Origin of the sequence: Kocuria carniphila (genome assembly GCF_004136555.1) — a bacterium.
In the GTDB taxonomy this organism is placed as follows: domain Bacteria; phylum Actinomycetota; class Actinomycetes; order Actinomycetales; family Micrococcaceae; genus Kocuria; species Kocuria carniphila.
Genome location: NZ_NOIT01000015.1, coordinates 71,585 through 91,993, shown reverse-complemented (window position 1 = coordinate 91,993; position 20,409 = coordinate 71,585). Strand labels below are relative to the sequence as shown.

The 20,409-nt window shown below is 65.2% G+C and carries 20 protein-coding genes, 1 tRNA gene and 1 riboswitch; of the genes, 6 read left to right on the top strand and 15 right to left on the bottom strand.

The genetic code is table 11. The features are described 5' to 3' along the window. Positions 1-86: 86 nt before the first annotated feature. The 8 genes from gcvT to EWV37_RS11965 all read right to left on the bottom strand — a co-directional run bounded on the left by gcvT (position 87) and on the right by EWV37_RS11965 (position 9,580). The gene (gene gcvT / locus EWV37_RS12000; protein WP_129701819.1) at positions 87-1,232 is read right to left on the bottom strand and encodes a glycine cleavage system aminomethyltransferase GcvT; all 1,146 of its coding nucleotides are present in this window, start codon (positions 1,230-1,232) and stop codon (positions 87-89) included. Beyond that, positions 1,232-4,129: an aminomethyl-transferring glycine dehydrogenase gene (gene gcvP, locus EWV37_RS11995; RefSeq protein ID WP_129701817.1), complete on the bottom strand. Its 2,898-nt coding sequence runs from the start codon at positions 4,127-4,129 to the stop codon at positions 1,232-1,234. The genes gcvT and gcvP overlap by 1 nt, the downstream gene beginning before the upstream one ends. A gap of 170 nt (positions 4,130-4,299) precedes the next feature. Then, positions 4,300-4,403: riboswitch (glycine riboswitch) on the bottom strand. A 152-nt stretch (positions 4,404-4,555) separates the two neighbouring features. Further along, on the bottom strand, positions 4,556-4,942 hold the full coding sequence (gene rplL, locus EWV37_RS11990) for a 50S ribosomal protein L7/L12 (protein ID WP_095796560.1): 387 nt from the start codon (positions 4,940-4,942) through the stop codon (positions 4,556-4,558). 126 nt (positions 4,943-5,068) lie between these two features. Continuing rightward, complete coding sequence (gene rplJ, locus EWV37_RS11985) at positions 5,069-5,602, bottom strand: 50S ribosomal protein L10 (RefSeq protein WP_095796559.1); 534 nt, start codon at positions 5,600-5,602, stop codon at positions 5,069-5,071. Between the two features lie 321 nt (positions 5,603-5,923). Beyond that, positions 5,924-6,757 (bottom strand): formate dehydrogenase accessory sulfurtransferase FdhD, encoded by an 834-nt coding sequence (gene fdhD / locus EWV37_RS11980; protein WP_129701815.1) that lies wholly within the window; start codon positions 6,755-6,757, stop codon positions 5,924-5,926. Between the two features lie 6 nt (positions 6,758-6,763). Next, positions 6,764-7,810: a molybdenum cofactor biosynthesis protein MoaE gene (locus EWV37_RS11975; protein WP_238663245.1), complete on the bottom strand. Its 1,047-nt coding sequence runs from the start codon at positions 7,808-7,810 to the stop codon at positions 6,764-6,766. Then, a complete protein-coding gene (moaC, locus tag EWV37_RS11970; protein WP_095796557.1) occupies positions 7,807-8,289 on the bottom strand; it encodes a cyclic pyranopterin monophosphate synthase MoaC in 483 nt (160 codons plus the stop codon). The genes EWV37_RS11975 and moaC overlap by 4 nt, the downstream gene beginning before the upstream one ends. After that, positions 8,282-9,580: a molybdopterin molybdotransferase MoeA gene (locus EWV37_RS11965; RefSeq protein WP_095796556.1), complete on the bottom strand. Its 1,299-nt coding sequence runs from the start codon at positions 9,578-9,580 to the stop codon at positions 8,282-8,284. The genes moaC and EWV37_RS11965 overlap by 8 nt, the downstream gene beginning before the upstream one ends. Before the next feature lie 45 nt (positions 9,581-9,625). Here EWV37_RS11965 and moaA point away from each other — a divergent pair, with 45 nt between their 5' ends. The 3 genes from moaA to EWV37_RS11950 are packed head-to-tail and all read left to right on the top strand — an operon-like array spanning position 9,626 to position 12,231. After that, complete coding sequence (gene moaA, locus EWV37_RS11960; RefSeq protein WP_095796555.1) at positions 9,626-10,702, top strand: GTP 3',8-cyclase MoaA; 1,077 nt, start codon at positions 9,626-9,628, stop codon at positions 10,700-10,702. 7 nt (positions 10,703-10,709) lie between these two features. After that, positions 10,710-10,973, top strand: coding sequence for a MoaD/ThiS family protein (locus EWV37_RS11955; RefSeq protein WP_095796663.1), 264 nt, complete (start codon positions 10,710-10,712; stop codon positions 10,971-10,973). After that, positions 10,966-12,231 carry a molybdopterin molybdotransferase MoeA gene (locus tag EWV37_RS11950; RefSeq protein ID WP_238663244.1) on the top strand — a complete coding sequence of 422 codons (1,266 nt, stop codon included), beginning with the start codon at positions 10,966-10,968 and terminating at the stop codon, positions 12,229-12,231. The genes EWV37_RS11955 and EWV37_RS11950 overlap by 8 nt, the downstream gene beginning before the upstream one ends. 8 nt (positions 12,232-12,239) lie before the next feature. Here EWV37_RS11950 and EWV37_RS11945 read toward each other — a convergent pair whose 3' ends face one another. The 6 genes from EWV37_RS11945 to EWV37_RS11920 all read right to left on the bottom strand — a co-directional run bounded on the left by EWV37_RS11945 (position 12,240) and on the right by EWV37_RS11920 (position 16,264). Continuing rightward, positions 12,240-13,394: a GNAT family N-acetyltransferase gene (locus tag EWV37_RS11945; protein WP_129701813.1), complete on the bottom strand. Its 1,155-nt coding sequence runs from the start codon at positions 13,392-13,394 to the stop codon at positions 12,240-12,242. 202 nt (positions 13,395-13,596) lie between these two features. After that, positions 13,597-14,307, bottom strand: coding sequence for a 50S ribosomal protein L1 (gene rplA, locus EWV37_RS11940; protein WP_095796552.1), 711 nt, complete (start codon positions 14,305-14,307; stop codon positions 13,597-13,599). Positions 14,308-14,397: 90 nt separating this feature from the next. Continuing rightward, positions 14,398-14,826, bottom strand: coding sequence for a 50S ribosomal protein L11 (rplK, locus tag EWV37_RS11935; RefSeq protein ID WP_016995820.1), 429 nt, complete (start codon positions 14,824-14,826; stop codon positions 14,398-14,400). 135 nt (positions 14,827-14,961) lie between these two features. Continuing rightward, positions 14,962-15,822, bottom strand: coding sequence for a transcription termination/antitermination protein NusG (gene nusG, locus EWV37_RS11930; protein ID WP_095796551.1), 861 nt, complete (start codon positions 15,820-15,822; stop codon positions 14,962-14,964). Between the two features lie 44 nt (positions 15,823-15,866). Next, positions 15,867-16,130, bottom strand: a complete 264-nt coding sequence (secE, locus tag EWV37_RS11925) for a preprotein translocase subunit SecE (protein WP_129701811.1) — start codon at positions 16,128-16,130, stop codon at positions 15,867-15,869. A gap of 61 nt (positions 16,131-16,191) precedes the next feature. Continuing rightward, positions 16,192-16,264: transfer RNA gene (locus EWV37_RS11920), tRNA-Trp, on the bottom strand. 243 nt (positions 16,265-16,507) lie between these two features. Between EWV37_RS11920 and EWV37_RS11915 the strand changes: the two genes are divergently transcribed. Next, a complete protein-coding gene (locus tag EWV37_RS11915) occupies positions 16,508-17,716 on the top strand; it encodes a pyridoxal phosphate-dependent aminotransferase (protein WP_129701809.1) in 1,209 nt (402 codons plus the stop codon). Beyond that, the gene (locus EWV37_RS11910; RefSeq protein ID WP_129701807.1) at positions 17,717-18,103 is read left to right on the top strand and encodes a hypothetical protein; all 387 of its coding nucleotides are present in this window, start codon (positions 17,717-17,719) and stop codon (positions 18,101-18,103) included. Positions 18,104-18,177: 74 nt separating this feature from the next. Here EWV37_RS11910 and ppk2 read toward each other — a convergent pair whose 3' ends face one another. Beyond that, positions 18,178-19,089 (bottom strand): polyphosphate kinase 2, encoded by a 912-nt coding sequence (ppk2, locus tag EWV37_RS11905; protein ID WP_095796548.1) that lies wholly within the window; start codon positions 19,087-19,089, stop codon positions 18,178-18,180. A gap of 182 nt (positions 19,090-19,271) precedes the next feature. Here ppk2 and EWV37_RS11900 point away from each other — a divergent pair, with 182 nt between their 5' ends. Continuing rightward, entirely contained in the window at positions 19,272-20,303 is a 1,032-nt protein-coding gene (locus EWV37_RS11900) for a 6-phosphofructokinase (protein ID WP_129701805.1), read from the top strand. Positions 20,304-20,409: the final 106 nt, after the last annotated feature.

Sequence of the window (20,409 nt, the reverse complement as noted above, 5' to 3'; positions counted from 1 at the left end):
AGGACTCAACGGGCCGGATACCTCGAACGAGGTATCCGGCCCGTTGTCGTGACAGCGTTTGCTGAACGGAACGTCTGAAGCGCTGGTCAGCCGCGCTTGTAGAACGGCAAGTCGGTCTGCTTGACCTCAATGTCACGGCCGCGGGCGTCTTGAACGCTCACGTCGCCGTCGGCGATCCGGCCCAGCGCGTCCGTGGCCACAAGGGCCATGGCAATGGGCTTGCCCAGCGTTGGCGAGGGCAGTCCACTGGTGACAACCCCCACCGTCTCCCCGCCCGAGACCACGGTGTAGTCGGCGCGAATGGGCTTGCGGCCCACACCTTCCAGACCCACCAGGGTGCGCTCGGGATCGGACTCGACCACGGCCGCCAGCGCCTCACGGCCTACCGTGTCCGTGCCCGCTTCACCCTTCTTGCGCAGCGCGATCTCCACGAGTTTGCCCAGGCCGGCCTCGGCCGGGGTGATCTCGGTCGACAGTTCGTGTCCGTACAGCGGCATACCGGCCTCGAGCCGCAGCGAGTCACGCGCGGCCAGTCCGGCCGCAGACACGGGAGCGTCCTCGGTGGACAGCTTCTTCGCAGTCTTCAGGAGCGCGGACCACAGCGCCGGGGCGTCCTGGTTGCTGCAGTACAGCTCGAAACCGTCCTCGCCGGTGTAACCGGTTCGAGCCGCCAGAACCTCCACGCCCGCACAGCGAGCGTGAGCGGCGGCGTAGTACTTGAGATTTTCGACGACGTCGCTCGGGTCCAGGTCCGTGGCCTTGAGCACCTCGAGAGCGCGGGGACCCTGCACGGCGATCAAGGAGGTCTCGGCACCCTGGTCGGTCACAACGACGTCAAAACCCTCGGCGCGAGCGGTCAGCTCACGCGCGACCACTTCCTGGTTGCCCGCGTTGGGGACCACCAGGTAGCGGTTCTCCTCGAGCCGGTAGGTGATCAGGTCGTCGAGCACCCGGCCGGCCGCGTCCACGATCACCGAGTACTTGGCGCGGCCCACGGAGATCGCGGACAGCACGCCCACCAGCGCGAAGTCCAGGAACGCCCCGGCCTGCGGACCGGAAACCTCCACCTCACCCATGTGGGACAGATCGAAGATTCCGGCACCGCGGCGCACCGCGTGGTGCTCAGCGGTGTCACTCGCGTAGCGCACGGGCATGGACCAGCCGCCGAAGTCGGTGAACCGGGCGCCCAGTTCCTCGTGGGCCGCGTACAGGGCAGTTTTCTTCTCGCTCATCAGTTCTCCTCCCCCGCAGCAGCGGCGGCGTAGGCGGCGTCGAACGCCTCGATCGGCGGGCACGAGCACACCAGGTTACGGTCCCCGGCAGCGTTGTCCACGCGACCCACGGGCGACCAGTACTTGACCCGACGCAGCGAGGGCACGGGGTAAGCGGCCTGCGAGCGCGGGTACGAGCGATCCCACTCGTCGGCAGTGAGCACCTGGGCTGTATGTGGGGCATGGCGAACCACGGAATCCGCAAGCGCGACCTTGCCGTCGGCGATCTCCTGCATCTCGGCATGGATGGTGCGCATGGCCTCGATGAAACGATCCAGTTCCTCTAGGGACTCGGACTCGGTGGGCTCCACCATGAGTGTGCCCGCCACCGGGAACGCCAGGGTGGGTGCGTGGAAACCGAAATCGACCAGTCGCTTGCACACGTCCTCTGCGGTCACACCGGAGGCCTTGGTCATGGCACGCAGGTCCAGGATGCATTCGTGGGCAACCAGTCCACCGTCGCCGGAGTACAGCGTGGGGAACACGTCCGAAAGCGACCGGGAGATGTAGTTGGCGCTCAGCACGGCCGTGCGCGTGGACTCGGTGAGCCCCTTGGCACCGGTCATGGCGATGTACATCCACGTGATCGGCAGAACACCGGCCGAACCGAAGGGGGCCTGCGAGACAGGGAAGCCCGCGCCGCGCTCGTCGAGCTTGGCCTCCACTGCGTTACCGGGCAGGTAGGGCACCAGATGCTCGGCCACGGCCACGGGACCCACGCCGGGCCCGCCACCGCCGTGTGGGATGCAGAAGGTCTTGTGCAGGTTCAGGTGGGAGACGTCTCCGCCGAACCGGCCCGGACGTGCCAGACCCATCAACGCATTGAGGTTCGCGCCGTCCACGTACACCTGGCCACCGGCATCGTGAATGGCCTCGCAAACCATGGAGATGTCCGTGTCGTACACGCCGTGGGTCGAGGGGTAGGTGACCATGATGCCCGCGAGCTCGTCACCCACCGATTCGATCTTGGCCTTGAGGTCCTCATGATCGATCAGACCGTCCGCTGCGGTCGCGACCACCACGACCTTCAGGTCCGCCAGAACCGCCGATGCCGCATTGGTTCCGTGGGCGGAAGACGGGATCAGGATGGTCTTGCGCTGGGTTTCCCCGCGGTCGACCTGGTAGCGGCGGATGGCCAACAGCCCGGCCAGCTCGCCCTGCGAACCCGCGTTGGGCTGCACGGACACTGCTGCGTAACCGGTGATCTCCGCGAGCCAGCCTTCGAGCTGCTCGATCAACTCGTGCCATCCCTGTGCCTGGTCCTGTGGGGCCAGCGGATGGATGTTGGCGAACTCCGGCCAGGAAATGGGCTCCATCTCCGCAGCGGCGTTGAGCTTCATGGTGCACGAACCCAGCGGGATCATGGTGCGGTCCAGCGCCAGGTCCTTGTCTGCCAGCTGACGCAGCCAACGCATGAGCGAGGTCTCGGAACGGTGCGTGTGGAAGACCGGGTGGGTCATGTACTCGTCCGTGCGGTGCCACTCCTCTGGAACACCATCCAGGAGATCGGAGCTGCGCTCCACGTTCTCCCCGATGGTGCACGCCTCGGACACCGCTGCCAACACGTCCTCGACGTCCTCGCCGGTGTGAGACTCACCGAAGCTCACGCCCACGGTGTCCTGGTCCACGCGGCGCAGGTTGATGCCGCGCTGTGCCGCAGCAGCCAAGATGTCATCGGCCTTGCCCTCGACCGTGAACGTCACTGTGTCGAAGAACCGCTCGTGCGCGACCGAAATACCGCGCTCGCGCAGCCCCTCCGCGAAGACCGTGGCCAGCCCGTGCAGGCGCTCGGCCAGCTCACGCAGCTTTGCGGGACCGTGGTACACGGCGTACGCGGCGGCCACGATGGCCAGCAATGCCTGAGCGGTGCAGATGTTGGAGGTCGCCTTCTCGCGGCGGATGTGCTGCTCGCGGGTCTGCAGGGCCAAACGGTAGGCGGGGGCACCGGAGGAATCCGTGGACACGCCCACGATGCGACCGGGCATCGAACGCTCCACGCCCTTGCGGGTGGCCATGAACGCGGCGTGCGGACCACCGTAGAACAGCGGCACACCGAATCGCTGGGCGGAACCTACGGCAATATCGGCGCCGGCAGAACCCGGGCTCTGCAGCATGGTCAGGGCCAGCAGATCGGTGCTCACGGTCGCCAGAGCACCGGCCTCGTGGGCAGCCTCGATCACGGAGCTGGGATCGATGACATCACCGTCCGCGCCGATCTGCGCGACGACCACACCGAAGAAGTCTCCGTCCGAGGCCAAGGTGGCCGCGGCGTCGTCGGCGCCCAAGTCCGCGATGACCAGCTCGATGCCGGCGGCGCGAGCGCGGCCGGTGAGAATGGCGAGCGTCTGCGGAAGGGAACGGCTGTCAACGATCACACGGGAGCTACGGGACTTGCGGTTGGCGCGGCGCATCATCAGAACGGCCTCGGCCACGGCGGAGGACTCGTCCAGCAGGGACGCATTGGCCACGTCCATGCCGGTCAGGTCGATCACGGCGTTCTGGAACGTAAGCAGCAGTTCCAAGCGGCCCTGGGAAATTTCGGGCTGGTACGGGGTGTACGAGGTGTAGAAGCCCGGGTTCTCCAGAATGTTGCGGCGGATCGCGGCGGGGGTGACCGTGTCGAAGTACCCCTGACCGATCATCTGGCGCATCACGGTGTTCTTGCCCGCGATGGTGCGGATGGCCGCCAGCGCCTCGGTCTCGTCAAGGGGCGCAGGCAGGTCCAAGGTGTCGCGGAATCGGATGCTCTCGGGGACGGCCCGATCAATCAGCTGATCGAGGCTGTCCACGCCCACGGCGTTGAGCATGGTGGTGATGTCATCGGCGTCTGGGCCGATGTGGCGGGGCAGGAAAGACATGTGAGGGTCTCCTGGGTTACTTGAGGGCGTGCTAAGTCCCGGTGAGTTCCTCCCCGCTCTGTACATCAACCTGAGAGATTTCGCCGGTGGCCGCGGATATCCGCGATCACCGACCTGCCCCGTCGGTGCTCGGCCGCGGCGTCATGCCAGGGACGAGCTCTTCAGAGTGGCCTGGTGCGGCGGTACGGGTGCCTGAGAGATTCCCGGGGAGGGTTTGCTCCTTCGGCGATGGCGCGATGCTTACGCACCCGCCATGCTCTCCCGCCGCACTGTGACGGCCAAGATGGTCAGTCCTAGTTTCGCACAACCCCGGGCAGCACAAAGCCCCGCACCGAAAACAGTGCAGGGCTTTGCGAAGTAGCAGTACCGCCACCTGCCCTTGCGGGTCAGGCTACGCGGCCGTACCTGCGCTCGAAGCGCGGGGAATTACTTGACGGTGACGGTAGCGCCAGCAGCCTCGAGGGATTCCTTGGCCTTGTCTGCGGCTTCCTTGTTGGCACCTTCCAGAACGGGCTTGGGAGCGCCGTCCACGAGGTCCTTGGCTTCCTTCAGGCCCAGGGAGGTCAAGGCACGAACTTCCTTGATGACCTGGATCTTCTTGTCGCCTGCAGCTTCGAGGATGACGTCGAACTCGGTCTTCTCTTCCTCAGCAGCAGCTTCGCCGCCGGCGGCGGGAGCGCCACCAGCCACGGCCACGGGGGCAGCAGCGGTTACGTCGAAGGTCTCTTCGAAGGCCTTGACGAACTCGGACAGCTCGATGAGGGAGAGCTCCTTGAAAGCCTCGATCAATTCTTCGGTGGTCAGCTTAGCCATGGTGTTGGCTCCTTCTTTTACGTGGTTGTCAGTGCCCGCGGGCGCTGACGAGGTTTTGCGTGGTGATAGAACACGGGTTCATCCGGCCGGAACCGGAACCCGAAACCCAGGGGATCCCGTGAGGGATCAGGCGGCGTTCTCGCCCTGTTCCTCGACCTTGGCACGCAGGGCTTCTGCGGTGCGCACGGTCTTGGACAGCGGGGCCTGGAACAGCGCGGCAGCCTTGGACAGGGACGCCTTGGCAGCGCCTGCGACCTTGGCCAGCAGAACCTCGCGGGACTCGAGGTCCGCAAGCTTCTTGATCTCCGCTTCGTCCATTGCAACGCCGTCAAGGTAACCGCCCTTGACGATCAGCTCCGGGTTGTCCTTGGCGAAGTCACGCAAGCTCTTGGCAGCTTCGACAGGGTCACCCGAGATGAACGCGATAGCCGAGGGGCCGTTAAGCTGGCCCTCGAACGCGTCGATGCCGACTTCCTTGGCCGCAATTGCGGTCAGCGTGTTCTTCACCACGGCGTATTCAGCGTTCTCACCGAGTGCGCGGCGCAGCGTCTTCAGCTGAGCCACGGTGAGCCCGCGGTACTCCGTCAGGACGGCAGCGTGCGAGTTGGAGAAGAATTCCTTCAACTCCGCAACCGCGGCAGCCTTTTCAGGATTCGCCATGGTGCTCCTTCCTTGCTTGTGTATGCCGGATTCTCGTGATCCGCTTCGGAACACAAAAAAGCCCCGCGCAGATGCCCGGGGCTCGACCTGATACACAACGCAAACGGTTCACTCCGCAGGACGCTGTCGAAAAGATTCGTGCTGGTTCACCTGCGCTGGCCATTCTCCGTTTCCGGAGAACTCTTCGATCACACAGGCTTGCGCACGCGTGATGACCGGCGGTCTTAGGTACGCACCAATGTACCCGACGATTTCGGGGCACGCCAAATCGACAGTTCCCGCACCACGTTCCGCAGATTCGGATGTCTCGTGGCGAGCTTTCTACTCCCTGATCCGCTCCGGGTGCGTGTACACGTTGCACGTGCCGCGGCGGTTGAAACCCACCACGGTCACCCCGTGCTCGCGGCCGTGCTTCACCGCGAGTGCCGAGGGCGCGCTGACGGCCGAGAGCACCGGGATTCCGGCCATGGCGGCCTTGCTGACCAGTTCGAAGGATGCCCGGGCGGACACTTGCAGTACGCAGTCGTTGAGCGGGAGTTTGTCGTGGTGCATGGCCCATCCGATGACCTTGTCCACGGCGTTGTGCCGGCCCACGTCCTCCCGCACCACGAGCGGCTCCTGGGTCGAGGCCAGGAACAACCCTGCGGCGTGGACTCCCCCGGTCGCATCGAAGACCTTCTGATGATCGCGGAGTTCATCGGGCAACCGCACGAGCCGTTCCGCTCCCATGACCGGGCGCACCGGCGGCAGCGGATACGAACTCGGCTTGACGATCTCCTCCATGGACGACGTCCCGCAGACCCCGCACGAGGACGAGGTGTAGACGTTGCGCGCTGCAACCCTCTTGGGCCCCGGCGCTCCCGGAGCCAGCCGCACGTCGATCACGTTGTAGGTTCGATGGCCGTCCTGGTCCACACCCGAGCTGTAATCCATCCCCGCAATGTGGTCCATCTGCCGGACGACTGCTTCGCTCAGCAAGTAGCCGGGCACCAGTTCGAAGTCGTGGCCGGGCGTGCGCATGGTCACGGTGAACTGTTCGCCGTTGAGCCGGATCTCCAACGGTTCTTCACCCGCGAGCTTGTCCGGTCCGGTGAATTCTTCACCGTCCGCAGACAATTTCCGTACTCGAGTGGGAACCACGATTCTGCTGACCATGAGTCGTCATCCGTCCAGGCCCACCCACGAATGGGTGCCATCGGTATAGGTCTGTCGCTTCCAGATGGGCACGCGGGCCTTGATGCGGTCCACCAAGGCATCACACGCCGCAAAGGCTTCCTTGCGGTGGGCGGACGCGACCGCGGCTTCCAGTGCACTGTCCCCCACTGCCAGCGAGCCGATGCGATGTTCGGCCCAGATCCGCACCTGCGGGAACTCCACCGCGATCTCCTCGGCCACCTGGCGGATCACGGTGTCGGCATCCGGGTGAGCGCTGTACTCGAGTCCCGTAACGCCCGAGCGGCCGTCGTCATGGTCACGAATCACACCGCTGAAGCCCACCACCGCCCCGCAGTCAGCCGCGCTCACGGCCGCTTGGGCGCGCGCCGGGTCCAAGGGCTCGTTCGTCACCTGTGCGTGCAGTACTCGGGACGACGACGCCGCTGGCGCGGGTTCGGCTGCCGTACCGCGCTCCTCCCCGTGGCCGTGCACGTCCTCCAGTTGAGCGCTGATATGGTCCAGCAGCGGTTCGAGCACCGCCATCCCGTCCTTCACCCCACCCTTGGAACCGGGCAGATTCACGACGAATGTCATACCCACTTGACCTGCCACCCCGCGGCTCATTACGGCGGTGGCGGTCTTCTGAAGCCCATACGCCCACAAGCCGTGCATGACTCCGGGGGATTCCCGTTCCAGGATCCGCGCTGTGGCTTCCGGGGTGACGTCGTCAGAGTTGAGACCGGTTCCGCCGCTGGTCACGATGAACCTTGGGCGTTCGGCCTGCGGTGTCTGTTCTGTGAGCTCGCGCAGGGTTTGCTCGACCTCCGGACCGTCCGGAATCACGCGCACCGGATCCACGGCGAGCCCCATTCCGGTGAGCCACTCGTGCAGGATGGGGCCGCACAGATCCTGGGCCGTGCCACGTGCGGCGGACGAGGACACGATCACGACCACCGCGCGGCGGCCCAGCAGGTTCGCCCCGTGTGATTCGTCCCGATGGGGACCGTGATCTTTGACCCCGTGCTCATCGCTGGGCCCGTGGGTGTCGGTCACTGTCTGCTCCAATCGCCGCTCTTACCGCCGGACTTGGCCACGACCTGCACGCCCGTGATCTGGGCGGCCTTGTCCACGGCCTTGATCATGTCGTAGAGCGTGAGTCCGGCAACGCTGGCCGCCGTCAGGGCTTCCATTTCCACCCCGGTGACACCGCGTGTTTTGACCGTGGCGCTGATGCTCACACGGTCTTCGCCCGGAACCAGATCCACCGTGACCTTGGACAACGGCAGCGGGTGGCACAGCGGAATCAGATCAGGAGTGCGCTTTGCCGCCATGATGCCGGCAATCCGGGCCACGGCCAGGGCATCGCCCTTGGGGAGATCGCCGGTGGCCAGCAGCTCGATGACGTCCGGTCGCGTGATCACCTCAGCTACCGCGGTGGCTTCGCGAGACGTCACGGCTTTCTCGCTCACGTCCACCATGTGCGCCGTGCCGTCTTCGCGCACGTGCGTCAACCGTTCCTGGTTGTCACTCACTGGCCGTCTCCTGTCTGATCGCCCCGCCACTGACGGGCAAAATTTGTACGCGTGTCCCGGACGTGAGTTCGTTGGCTCCCGCGGGGATCCGCAGCAACACGTTAGCGCGCGCGGCTGACATCAACAGGTGCGACGACGCTCCCCCCACGCAGCGCACGACAGGTTCCCGCGCGGCGTCGTCCGTCGTTTCGAGAACACCCCGACGCAGCTGGGTGCGACCGGGCAGACCGCGTACTGGTTCTGCGAGAACCGCGGAGGCCCAGCGGGGTGGCGTGCAGCAACCCCAGACGTCCGCAAGAGCGGGCCGCAGGAACATCTCGCACGAGACCCACGTGCTGACAGGGTTGCCGGGAAGGCAGACCACGGGTACGTCCCGGTACACGCCCAGGCCCTGGGGCCCTCCTGGCTGCATTGCCACGTGCCCGAACCACATCTGGGCTTCACGTTCCAAGGTCACTCGGACCACCTCGAAGGCGCCGGCGCTGATCCCCCCGCTCGTGATGATCAGATGGGGAGCTGCGCCGGCCACGGCCTTTCGAAGTCTCCGGGAAAATTCTTCCGGGTCGTCCGTGACGCTGAGCGTGGTCACGGAGAACGCACCCGCTTCCTCGAGCCACGCCTCGAGCAGCGGACCATTGGCGTCGTAAATGGCACCGGGTTCCAAGGGTTGCCCGGCCGCGAGGACTTCGTCCCCACCGGTCACCACCAGGACGGCTGGGCCATTTCGCACCGTCACCGTGGCAGCGCCGTCCAGACCCAGTGCGGCGCACGCACCCAGCGCGGCGGGTCCCAGAGTGGTCCCGGCGGGCAAGGCGACCGAACCGCGTTCGACGTCGCTGCCCTCCGCGCGCACGAAAGTCCCGGGGTCAATCGTGGCGGCGTTCTCCGCCGTGACGGTGATGCGATCGGTGTCGAAGGATGAGGGTGTGACTCGCTCCACGGGAATCACGGCATCGGCGCCGGCGGGCAGGGCGGCTCCGGTCATCACGGCCATGGCGGTGCCGGGTGCGAGGGCCGACGGCGCGGCCCCGGCCGCCTGCGTTCCGGACACGGGCAGCGTGACGTTTCCTTCTCCATCCGGAGTCCTGCGAAACTCCGAGCTGCGCACGGCGAACCCGTCCATTTGGGAGTTCGTGAAGGGCGGCAGCGAGATCGGAGCCGTCAGGTCCCGAGCGAGCACGCGGCCACGCGCCCGAGCCAAGGGAAGCTCGAGACCGGCGACGGCGGCGTCGTAACCGTGGGCGAGGGCGTCGCAGACGGCTGCGGCGTGATCGTCGATGCTGCGGCTCATACCCCCTACCCTAAGCGGGCTGGACACACGCCTTAGACTGGCCCCATGTCCGTTTTCCTCGGTATCCCGCAAGCGCTACCGACCCGGGGCGTGCCCGAACAGGGGCCCCTGGTGGATCGCTTCGGGCGCGTGGCCACGGACCTGAGAATTTCGATCACGGACAAGTGCAATTTGCGCTGCACGTACTGCATGCCCGCGGAGGGAATGGACTGGCTGTCCAAGTCGTCCCTGATGACCACTGACGAGATCGTGCGGCTCACCCGCATTGCCGCAGAAGAATTCGGGGTCAAGGAACTCCGGCTCACCGGCGGCGAGCCCCTGATCCGCCCGGACCTCGAAGAAATCGTGGCCGCGGTGACCGAGGCGCTGCCCGGCTTCCCAGTTTCCATGACGACCAATGGGATCGGCCTGGCCCAGCGCGCCGAAGGGCTTGTCGCGGCTGGCATGACCCGCGTGAACGTCTCCCTGGACACCCTGTGCGCCGAGACGTATAAGCAACTCGCGCGCCGCAACAAACTCAGCGAGACCCTTGAGGGCGTGGCCGCCGCGCAGGCTGCGGGGCTGTCTCCGGTGAAGCTCAACGCCGTCTTGATGCGCGGCGTCAACGACCGCGAAGCCCCCGAGCTGCTGCGCTGGGCGCTCGAGCACAATTGTTCGCTGCGCTTCATCGAGCAGATGCCGCTCGACGCCGATCACGGCTGGACCCGCACCAACATGGTGACCGCTGCGGAGATTCGCGAGGACCTCTCCGAGCACTTCGATCTGAGCGCGGATCGGGATCCGCGTAACGGCGCGCCCGCGGAGAAAATGATCGTGCGCGAACGCGGAGGAACAGAAGTTATCGGCACCGTGGGCATCATCGCCTCCGTGACCGAACCGTTCTGCGCGGACTGCACGCGCACCCGCATCACCGCCGAGGGCAGGGTGCGCTCGTGCCTGTTCTCCCACCACGAGACAGACCTGATGCAGTTGCTGCGCTCTGACGCAACAGACCACGACATCGCCCAGCGTTGGCGGGCTGCCATGTGGGTCAAACCCCGCGCCCACGGCATGGACCACGCGGGCCTGGACTCCGAGGATTATGTTCAGCCCGATCGCAGCATGAGCGCCATTGGAGGCTGACACAACAGTGCTCGTTCGTTACTTCGCGGCCGCCGCCGCATCCGCAGGCACCGAGCAGGAAGAAGTGGCCGCTGACACGGCCATGACGCGTTCGGAACTTCAGCAAGTGCTCACTCATTTGCACCCCGTGGCCCCCGCGGGTGAAAAGACCCTGGCGCAGGTCCTTCCTCAGTGTTCCTGGCTGGTCAATGGCGTGGCCCGCAAGGATCCGGAATCGCCCATTGCTCCGGCGGCCACGGTGGACGTGCTGCCTCCGTTTGCCGGTGGCTGAGTCAGCGCCCCCGCCCCCATTGCCCGACGGAACGTGGTGGCGCGGCGTCGAGGTCGTTCGCCATGCACGCCGTGGCGCTGCGCAGCACATCGCTCACGAGCTGGGCCGTGCGCTGGTCAGCACCCGTTCTTCCGCCGTATCGGTGGACCTCGTGGACGCGGTCGGAGCGACCCTGGCCTGCGATGTCCACGCGTTGTGCCCTGTGCCCCATTACGCCTCGAGTGCCATGGACGGTTATGCCGTGTGCGGCTCGGGCCCCTGGCGAGTGATGACCGGGGACACTTCTGTGCACGATGCCGCGTCCACTGCGGCTCTCGAATTGGCTCCGAGTCAGGCCGTGCCCGTGGTGACGGGCGGGGTGATCCCCGGCGGAACCGACACCGTCATTCGGGATGAATACGCGCTGCGTACCGGAGATGAATTACGGTTCGACGATTCCTGCCCGACCTCCGAACTCGAGGGCCGGCACATCAGGCCCGCAGGGACCGAATGTCGATCCGGCGAAAGGATTCTCACCGCCGGGAGCGTCCTGAGTCCGGCGGACATCGCCTTGGCCGCGGTGAGCGGGGTGGACAAGGTACCGGTGGTTCCCGTTCCGGATGCACGGCTACTGCTCACGGGTTCGGAGGTCCAATCCTCAGGGGTTCCGACACCGGGGTTCGTCCGCGACGCCTTCGCGCCCACGGTGCCGCCCGTTCTCACGTCCCTGGGCGCACGTGTCGATTCCGTGCGGCGGCTGCCCGACGACGCTGCTGTCTTTGCGGCCGCCCTCGACGTCGCGATCACGGACCGCGTGCCGCTCGTCATCACGACCGGAGGCACGGCCCGCTCCCGCGCCGATCACGTGCGAGCGCACCTGGAACGTCGTACGACACCGATCATCGACGAACTGGATCTTCAACCCGGTCATCCCACTTTGTTCGCCGCGTGCGGCCCGGGCACCGCGGTGCTCGCCCTGCCGGGGAATCCCTTGGCAGCCATGACGGCGCTGACGGTGTTGGCTGTGCCATTCCTCTGCGGACTCCTGGGCCGCCCTGCTCCGGTGCCGGTCAGCGTGACGGTCGCCCACGAGATTGCCGGCACCCGCCGCGAACGGTTGGTCCCGGCTTTCCAACACGCCGACGGCGCCTGGTCACCATGCAGGCAGATCGGCGCCAACATGCTTCGAGGGTTGTCCAGCGCCCAAGCGCTGCTGAGTGTGCCGGTCGAGGGCTTATCCGCAGGTGCCCGGACCGAGGCCTTGGCCCTGCCCTGGTAGACCCTGGGTCAGTCGGCCCGGAAATCCCTCATCCACACGGCGGACTGCCCAGCGTCCTGGAAACCCAATTGTACGTTGACCCAGTTCATCCGGTCGTTGCCGGTGTGGGTCCACGAGTACACCGTGTCCACTTCGGGTTGCACCTCGACCAGTTGTTTGAGGTTGGCCATTTTCAGTCGCATGCCCAGCCGGCGCCCTCGGTGTTCGCGGATCACCAGCGTCTCGTCCTGGAGGGCCAGGGTGGGTCGGTGCTGCGCCAGGATCAGTTCGGTCATTCCCACCAGCTCACCGGCGTCCCGGTCCTCGGCCACGGCCATGAGGGACCGGTCTCCGTCTTCTTCGCGCAGCTGCTCGGTGCGGCGCACGCGTTCGGCGTCCCACGGGTCCGGATCGGTCACGATCGGCTTCACGAAGGAGTCGCTCGGCAACCGCGCGTGGAGTCGAGCCAGCGGCTCCAACAAGTGTTCCGGCGCAGAACCAACCCACGTGTGCAGTGCGTAGCGATCGGCGAAGGGTACTTCTTCCAACGACCGTTCGATTGCCTCGAGGCGCTCCTGCGGCAAGGGAACGTCCAGCAGCGCGAAACTGCTCACGGTCTGAAGTTCGTAGCCGGCGTGCTCGGCAAAGCGGGTCTGCCGGTGGCTCGCAGGAAGTTTCCCGGAACCGTCCGCGGCGTCGATCCATTCGACACCCACACCGCTGGTTTCACCGCCCATGACGCTTCCGTCACCGGGACCGGCCGGGGCTCGCAATTCCGACGCCGGATGTTCCGTCACCAACCGGATCACGCGCCGCGATTCCCCGTACGCCAGTTGCTCGGCCGCCGACAACAAGGTCCGTCCGATGCCTTCGGACAGTTCGTCCGGGTCCACGTCCACCACGATCTGGGCGACATCAGTGTCGGCGATCAACGGCATGCGCACCTCCGCCCGACCGACCAGCCGACCGTCCATGTAGGCACACAGAATATTGACCCGTTCGTACGGGTCCTTGAGGTCACGGTAGATGTCATGGGCCTCATTGCTCAGCTCGGAGGTCCCCCACACGTAACGACGCGAGGCCTGCACGAGGGCGGCTACCTGCCCGAGTTGATCCTGCGCGGCCTGATCGAACTCGTCAGGGATACGCATCAGCTCAATGGCAAGCGCTGATGTCTGACTCACGGGGGACTCCTTTCACGCTCCGAGCTGTTCGGAACGCACCTGCCTACAATCGATCATGCACCATTGCAGCCGATTGAAATAGCAAGTCTACTGCCTAGTTTACCGCTGCGGCCTCGGGCAAGACAGAAGGGCCCGGCCATGAATGGTCCGAGCCCTTCTGTTCTATAGCGTCAACCGTGCCTCATCCGGGCACGGGCGATGCTCACGCCTCGCTGACAACCTCGGTGGCGTTCGGGTCCACGGGAACACCCGGGCCGAACGTGGTGGCAACGGTGGCCTTGGTGACGTAACGGCCCTTGGAAGCGGAGGGCTTCAAACGAAGCACCTCTTCCAGTGCAGCGCCGTAGTTCTCGGCCAGCTTCTGAGTGTCGAAGGACGCCTTGCCGATGATGAAGTGCAAGTTGGAGTGCTTGTCGACACGGAAATCGATCTTGCCGCCCTTGATGTCGCCGACAGCCTTGGCCACGTCCATGGTCACGGTGCCGGTCTTGGGGTTCGGCATCAGGTTACGGGGACCCAGAACCTTACCCAGACGACCGACCTTGCCCATCATGTCCGGGGTGGCCACGGCGGCGTCGAAGTCCACCCAGCCGTCCTGGACCTTGGCGATCAGGTCGTCGGAACCCACGTAGTCGGCGCCGGCTGCTTCAGCAGCCGCAGCCTTGTCACCGGTTGCGAAGACGACCACGCGAGCGGTCTTACCGGTGCCGTGGGGAAGGTTCACGGTGCCGCGAACCATCTGGTCCGCCTTGCGGGGGTCAACGCCCAAACGCATGGCCACCTCGACGGTGGGGTCGGACTTGCTGCCTTCGGCCAATTCCTTGGCCAGGGCGACTGCGTCGGCGGGGGCGTAGAACTTGCCCTCTTCGATCTTGGCGGCAGCCGCCTGGTATGCCTTGCTGCGCTTTGCCATCTGCTTGTTCTCCTTGTGCAGTTGTGGTCTGCGGACCGCGCTCGGCCCTGCCACGGGAAAATGTCTGGTACTGAGAGCTAGTTAGAGCGCTCAGGCAACCTCGATGCCCATGGAACGGGCAGTGCCGGCGATGATCTTGGCAGCAGCCTCGACATCGTTGGCGTTGAGGTCTTCCTTCTTGGTCTCGGCGATCTCACGGACCTGGTCCATGGTGATCTTGCCGACCTTGTTGGTGTGGGGCACACCGGAACCCTTGGCGACGCCTGCAGCCTTCTTGATCAGCTGAGCAGCCGGCGGGGTCTTGGTGATGAAAGTGAACGAACGGTCCTCGTAGACGGTGATTTCCACCGGCACGATGTTGCCGCGCTGGGATTCCGTGGCCGCGTTGTAGGCCTTGCAGAATTCCATGATGTTGACGCCGTGCTGACCCAGTGCGGGACCCACGGGAGGAGCCGGGTTAGCGGCACCTGCCTGGATCTGCAGCTTGATCAGGCCTGCGACCTTTTTCTTGGGAGCCATGTGATGGTCCTTTGCTTGCTGTACGTACCGCCGCACAGGAGCGTACGACGGCGGGTGGTCACCGTGGCGCGGTGACCGAACGGAAACGCCCCGGACCAAAGCTCATCCGGGGGTGTCCGAAAATTAAAGACCAGATCAGATCTTGGTGACCTGGTGGAAGCCCAGGGTGACCGGGGTTTCGCGTTCGAAGATGGACACCAGCACCACGAGCTGCTGGGATTCCACCTTGATCTCGGAGATCGTGGCGGGGAGGGTCTCGAACGGACCTTCCTTCACGATCACGGACTCGCCGACCTCGAAGTCCACGGTGATGGCCGGTTCCGCCGCACCGCCCGCGGCACCGCCGCCGGAGGTGTCGCCCAGGCCCTTGGCCTTCTCCGGGGTCTCGAACACCGGTGCGAGCATCTCGAACACTTCGTCCATGCGCAGCGGCACGGGGTTGTAGGCATCCTGCCCGACGAATCCGGTGACGCCCGGGGTGTGGCGAACCGCGCCCCAGGAGGCGTCGGTGAGGTTCATGCGAACCAGCACGTAGCCGGGGATCCGAACGCGGCGCACGGTCTTGCGCTGGGCGTTCTTGATCTCCACGACCTCTTCCATGGGCACCTCGATCTGGAAGATGTCCTCTTCCATGTTGAGGGACTGGATACGGGTCTCCAGGTTGGTCTTCACGCGATTCTCGTAACCGGCGTAGGTGTGAATCACGAACCAGTCGCCCTCTTGGCGGCGCAGCTTGGACTTGAACTCCTCGACGGGGTCGACCTCGTCCTCGGTGTCCTGCTCCTCAGCACCCTCTGCCTCTGCCGGTGCCTCAGCCGGGGCTTCCGTGGCGTCGGCCTGATCGACGTCTGCGGTCTCGGTCTCAGCCGGGGCCTGCTCAGCCTGATCGGCAGTGGCGGACACGCTCTCGGCAGCCTCTGACTGCGCAGCATCCGCCGAGGCGGACTCCGGCTGCGTTGCCTCAGTGGCTTCGTTTTCGAGCTCGTGGTCGGTCACTGGTGATTCCTGCTTTCTATGGACGACTAGAAGATTGAGTGGTCTCAGGCCTGTTCGCCGTTGCCGAAGAGCCAAATGGCAACCTGACCGAAGCCCAGGTCCAGAAGCGAAATCAGCAACATCATGAAGGCCACGAAGACCAGCACGACCAGAACGTAGTTGACGAGTTCGCGGCGAGAAGGCGCCACGACCTTCTTCAGCTCGCCGATGACCTGTCGGATGAACAACCAGATGCGACCAAAAAAGCCCCGCTGCTGATTGGATCCAGCGGGTTGGTCCGAGGTTTCTCCGGTAACGGTGTGCGACATCGGCTCTCCCCTGCGTGGATTGGTTCCCGGCGGTGGTTTATGTGCCGTTGTAGGTCTGAAGCAGGGCAGACAGGACTCGAACCTGCAACCTGCGGTTTTGGAGACCGCTGCGCTACCAATTGCGCCACTGCCCTTCAGTTTGCGGCTTGTTCACACAAGACCACGAACACGGTGCATGAGCTTACCACCTTCGCCCGACCGATCCGGCACTCGGTCCGAATTCAGGCGTGCGAAAGTAAACGCACCAACAAGCCATGGTACGCGCACGGGGCCCTCCGTGCAAAGCAAGCAGATCCGCGCCTAAACTGGGAGGCGAGCGCCTACTGGCTGCGCAGTCAGGGCGGACGCCGTCACCGAACCGAGGAGAGTTGACCACCATGCCCCCAGCTCAGCAGCGAATTTCCCGCAAGATCGACGCGATTGCCGAGTCCGCGACCCTCGCGGTGGACGCGAAGGCCAAGGCGCTCAAGGCCGAGGGGCGTCCCGTGATCGGTTTCGGTGCCGGTGAACCCGACTTCTCGACCCCCGATTACATTGTCGAGGCTGCCGCCGAGGCTCTCAAGGATCCCAAGAACTTCCGGTACTCCCCCGCCGCAGGCCTGCCCGAGCTTCGTCAGGCAATAGCCGACGCCACCGCTCGTGATTGCGGCTGGACCGTAGAACCGTCGCAGGTTCTGGTCACCAACGGCGGCAAGCAGGCCGTGTACGAGGCATTCCAGACCGTGGTGGACGAGGGCGACGACGTCTTGCTCCCCGCCCCCTACTGGACCACCTATCCCGAGGCCATCCGCTTGGCCGGGGGCAACCCCGTCGAGGTGTTTGCCGGCGCGGATCAGGATTACAAGGTCACCCCCGAACAGCTTGAGGCCGCTTACACGGAGAACACCAAGGCACTGCTGTTCTGCTCGCCCTCCAACCCCACCGGTTCGGTCTACAGCGCCGAGGAGACCAAGGCCGTGGGCGAATGGGCCGCGTCCAAGGGCATCTTTGTGATCAGCGACGAGATCTACCAACACCTGACTTACGACGGCGTGGAGTTCACCTCGATCGCCCAGGCCGCTCCCGAATTGCACGAGCACCTGATCCTGCTCAACGGTGTGGCCAAGACCTACGCGATGACCGGTTGGCGCGTGGGGTGGATGGTCGGCCCCAAGGATGTCATCAATGCCGCCGCCAACCTGCAGTCCCACCTCAGCTCCAATGTGAACAACGTGGCCCAGCGCGCGGCACTCGCCGCCCTGAACGGGCCCATGGACCAGGTGACTGCCATGCGCGAGGCCTTTGATCGCCGTCGTCGGGTGATCGTTGACGGGCTCAATGCCATTGACGGCGTGGTCTGCCCCACCCCCACCGGCGCGTTCTATGCCTATCCGGACGTGACCGCACTGTTGGGTCGCGAATTCGACGGCGTGACGCCCCAGACCAGCGCAGAGCTGGCCGAAATGATCCTGGAACGGGCCGAAGTGGCTGTGGTCCCTGGTGAAGCGTTCGGCCCGTCCGGTTACCTGCGCCTGTCCTACGCCCTGGGAGACGATGATCTTGCCGAGGGCCTGTCCCGCCTACAGAAAGTTCTGGGAGCCAAGTAGATGAACTTCAAAGAAACCCTGCACTCCGTGGACCAGCAGCTACCCTCCCCCGTGGAGATGCCCAGCTCCGCCGTGGTCGCCAGTGGTCTGATCGGTGGCTACGCCGTGGCCCGCCTGACCAAAATCCGCGCGCTGGGCGGTGTGGCCCTGCTGGCGGACGGCGTAATGGCCGGACGCACTTGGTACAAGTCCGCCGGACCCGCCACGACCGCGGGCCTGAGCGTGCTGTACCTGGCGGGCTTCGGGTTGTCCCACCCGCTGGCCAAGAAGATCGGCGCGTGGCCCTCCGTGCTGACCGTGGCGGCCGTCAACTCGGCGGCCTCGTGGTTCCTGGTGGACCGCCACAATTTCGCCCGGGCCGAGGAGGAACTGAACGAGATCGCCTGAGGGATCAGCCAGCAGAAGCAGGGGCCCGCACCACGTGGTGCGGGTCCCTGCTTCTGTTCAACGACCGGTGGTCGTCAGTCGTCCACGGCGTCGCGGCCGCGCCGGACGATCAGCGGATCCGGTGGGTACACCACCGAGGTGTCCTTGTCCTCGTAGTCGAACTGGTTGAGGAAGTAGCGCATGGCGTTTAGTCGGGCACGCTTCTTGTCGTTGGACTTGATGGTGATCCACGGCGCGTGGTCCGTGTCCGTGCGGCGGAAGGTCTCTTCCTTGGCCACGGTGTAGTCCTCCCAGCGGTCCAGGGAAGCCAGGTCCATGGGCGAAAGCTTCCAACGGCGCACGGGGTCGATCTGGCGGATCGCGAAGCGGGTGCGCTGTTCGTGCTGGGTCACGGAGAACCAGAACTTGGTCAGGTGAATTCCCGCGTCCACGAGCATCTGCTCGAACGTGGGTGCCTGCTCCATGAAACTTTCGTACTCTTCGTCGGTGCAGAAGCCCATGACGCGTTCCACGTTGGCACGGTTGTACCACGAACGGTCGAACAGCACGATCTCGCCATTGGTGGGCAAGTGTTGGATGTAGCGCTGGAAGTACCACTGACCCAATTCACGGTCCGACGGCTTGTTCAGCGCCACCGTACGTGCGGCACGCGGGTTGAGGTGCTCGGTGAAGCGTTTGATGGTGCCGCCCTTGCCTGCGGCGTCACGGCCCTCGAACACGATCACGTGCTTGAGGTCATTGTCCTGACCCCAGTACTGAAACTTGAGCAGCTCGATCTGGAGCTGGTACTTCTCGAGTTCGTAGTCCTCGCGGGACATGCGCTCGTCATACGGGTAGCCCTCGCGCCACGTCTCCACGGCGCTTCCACCTGGATCGATGAGGTCCGGGTCCGGAGACTGCCCGTCCCGCACCGTGTACCCCTGTTCCACAAGTTTGTCGATGAACTCGCGGAGGTTCTCCCGTGCCGGTTCCTGCTGCGGGGTCATATGTCCTCCTAGTGGGTTGTGCCGCGGGCGGCACCTGTATACGTCTCGCGATCAATCCTAGTTGGCGGGGTTAACGAGTGTTGAACACGGCGCGGTACCGGCCTTCATCCGCAATACTCCCAACTCACTAGACTGGAAACGGAAGGTTCGACACTCGATCACCCAGGAGCGCTGAAGCACGCATGAGAATTGGCCTAATGACGAGCGGTGGAGACTGCCCCGGACTGAATGCCGTGATCCGCGGTGCTGTCCTGCACGGAATCAAGTCCTACGACCACGAGTTCGTGGGCTTCCGTGACGGTTGGCGCGGTGTGGTCGAAGGCGACATCATGGACCTTCCTCGCCAGAGTGTTCGTGGCCTGGCGCGCCAGGGCGGCACCATTCTGGGCACCTCGCGGACCAACCCGTTCGACGGCCCCAACGGCGGTCCGGAGAACATTGCCAAGGTGCTGGAGGCCAACGAGATCGACGCGATCGTTGCCATCGGCGGCGAGGGCACGCTGGCCGGCGCCAAGAGGCTTGCGGATGCGGGGCTCCCCGTGGTGGGCGTTCCCAAAACCATCGACAACGATTTGAAGGCCACCGACTACACGTTCGGTTTCGACACCGCCGTGTCTATCGCGACCGACGCCATGGACCGATTGCGCACCACCGGTGAATCACACCACCGCTGCATGGTGGCTGAGGTCATGGGCCGCCACGTGGGCTGGATCGCGCTGCATTCCGGCATGGCGGCCGGTGCCCACGCGATCCTGATCCCCGAATACGGGGTCTCCATGGAGCAGGTCTCCAAGTGGGTCAAGGAAGTCTACGACCGCGGTCGCGCACCGCTCGTGGTCGTGGCCGAGGGTTTCATCCCCGAAGGCTACGAAGAGGCCATCGCGGGCAAGGGCCAGGAAGCATCCGGCCGACCGCGCCTGGGCGGCATCGGGGATTACGTGACCCGTGAGATCGAGGACATCACCGGTATCGAAACCCGTAACACCATCCTGGGGCACATCCAGCGCGGCGGCGCGCCCACCGGTTTCGACCGTGTACTCGCCACGCGTCTCGGCATGGCTGCAGCGACCATGGCCGCGGATCAGGACTGGGGTCAGATGTGCGCCCTGCGCGGCACCGACGTGGTGCGCGTGGACTTCGCCGAGGCACTGGACGGCCTCAAGGAGGTCCCGCTGGATCGCTACGAAGAGGCCATGGTGCTATTCGGGCGGTAGTCTCCCGGCGGCGTCGGCGAACCGGCGCTGGCGAACCGGCACCGGCCCCACTGCAAGGCAACCCCTCCCCGTGGCCGGGGCAGAGAGATGAATCGCGGCGGTTCAG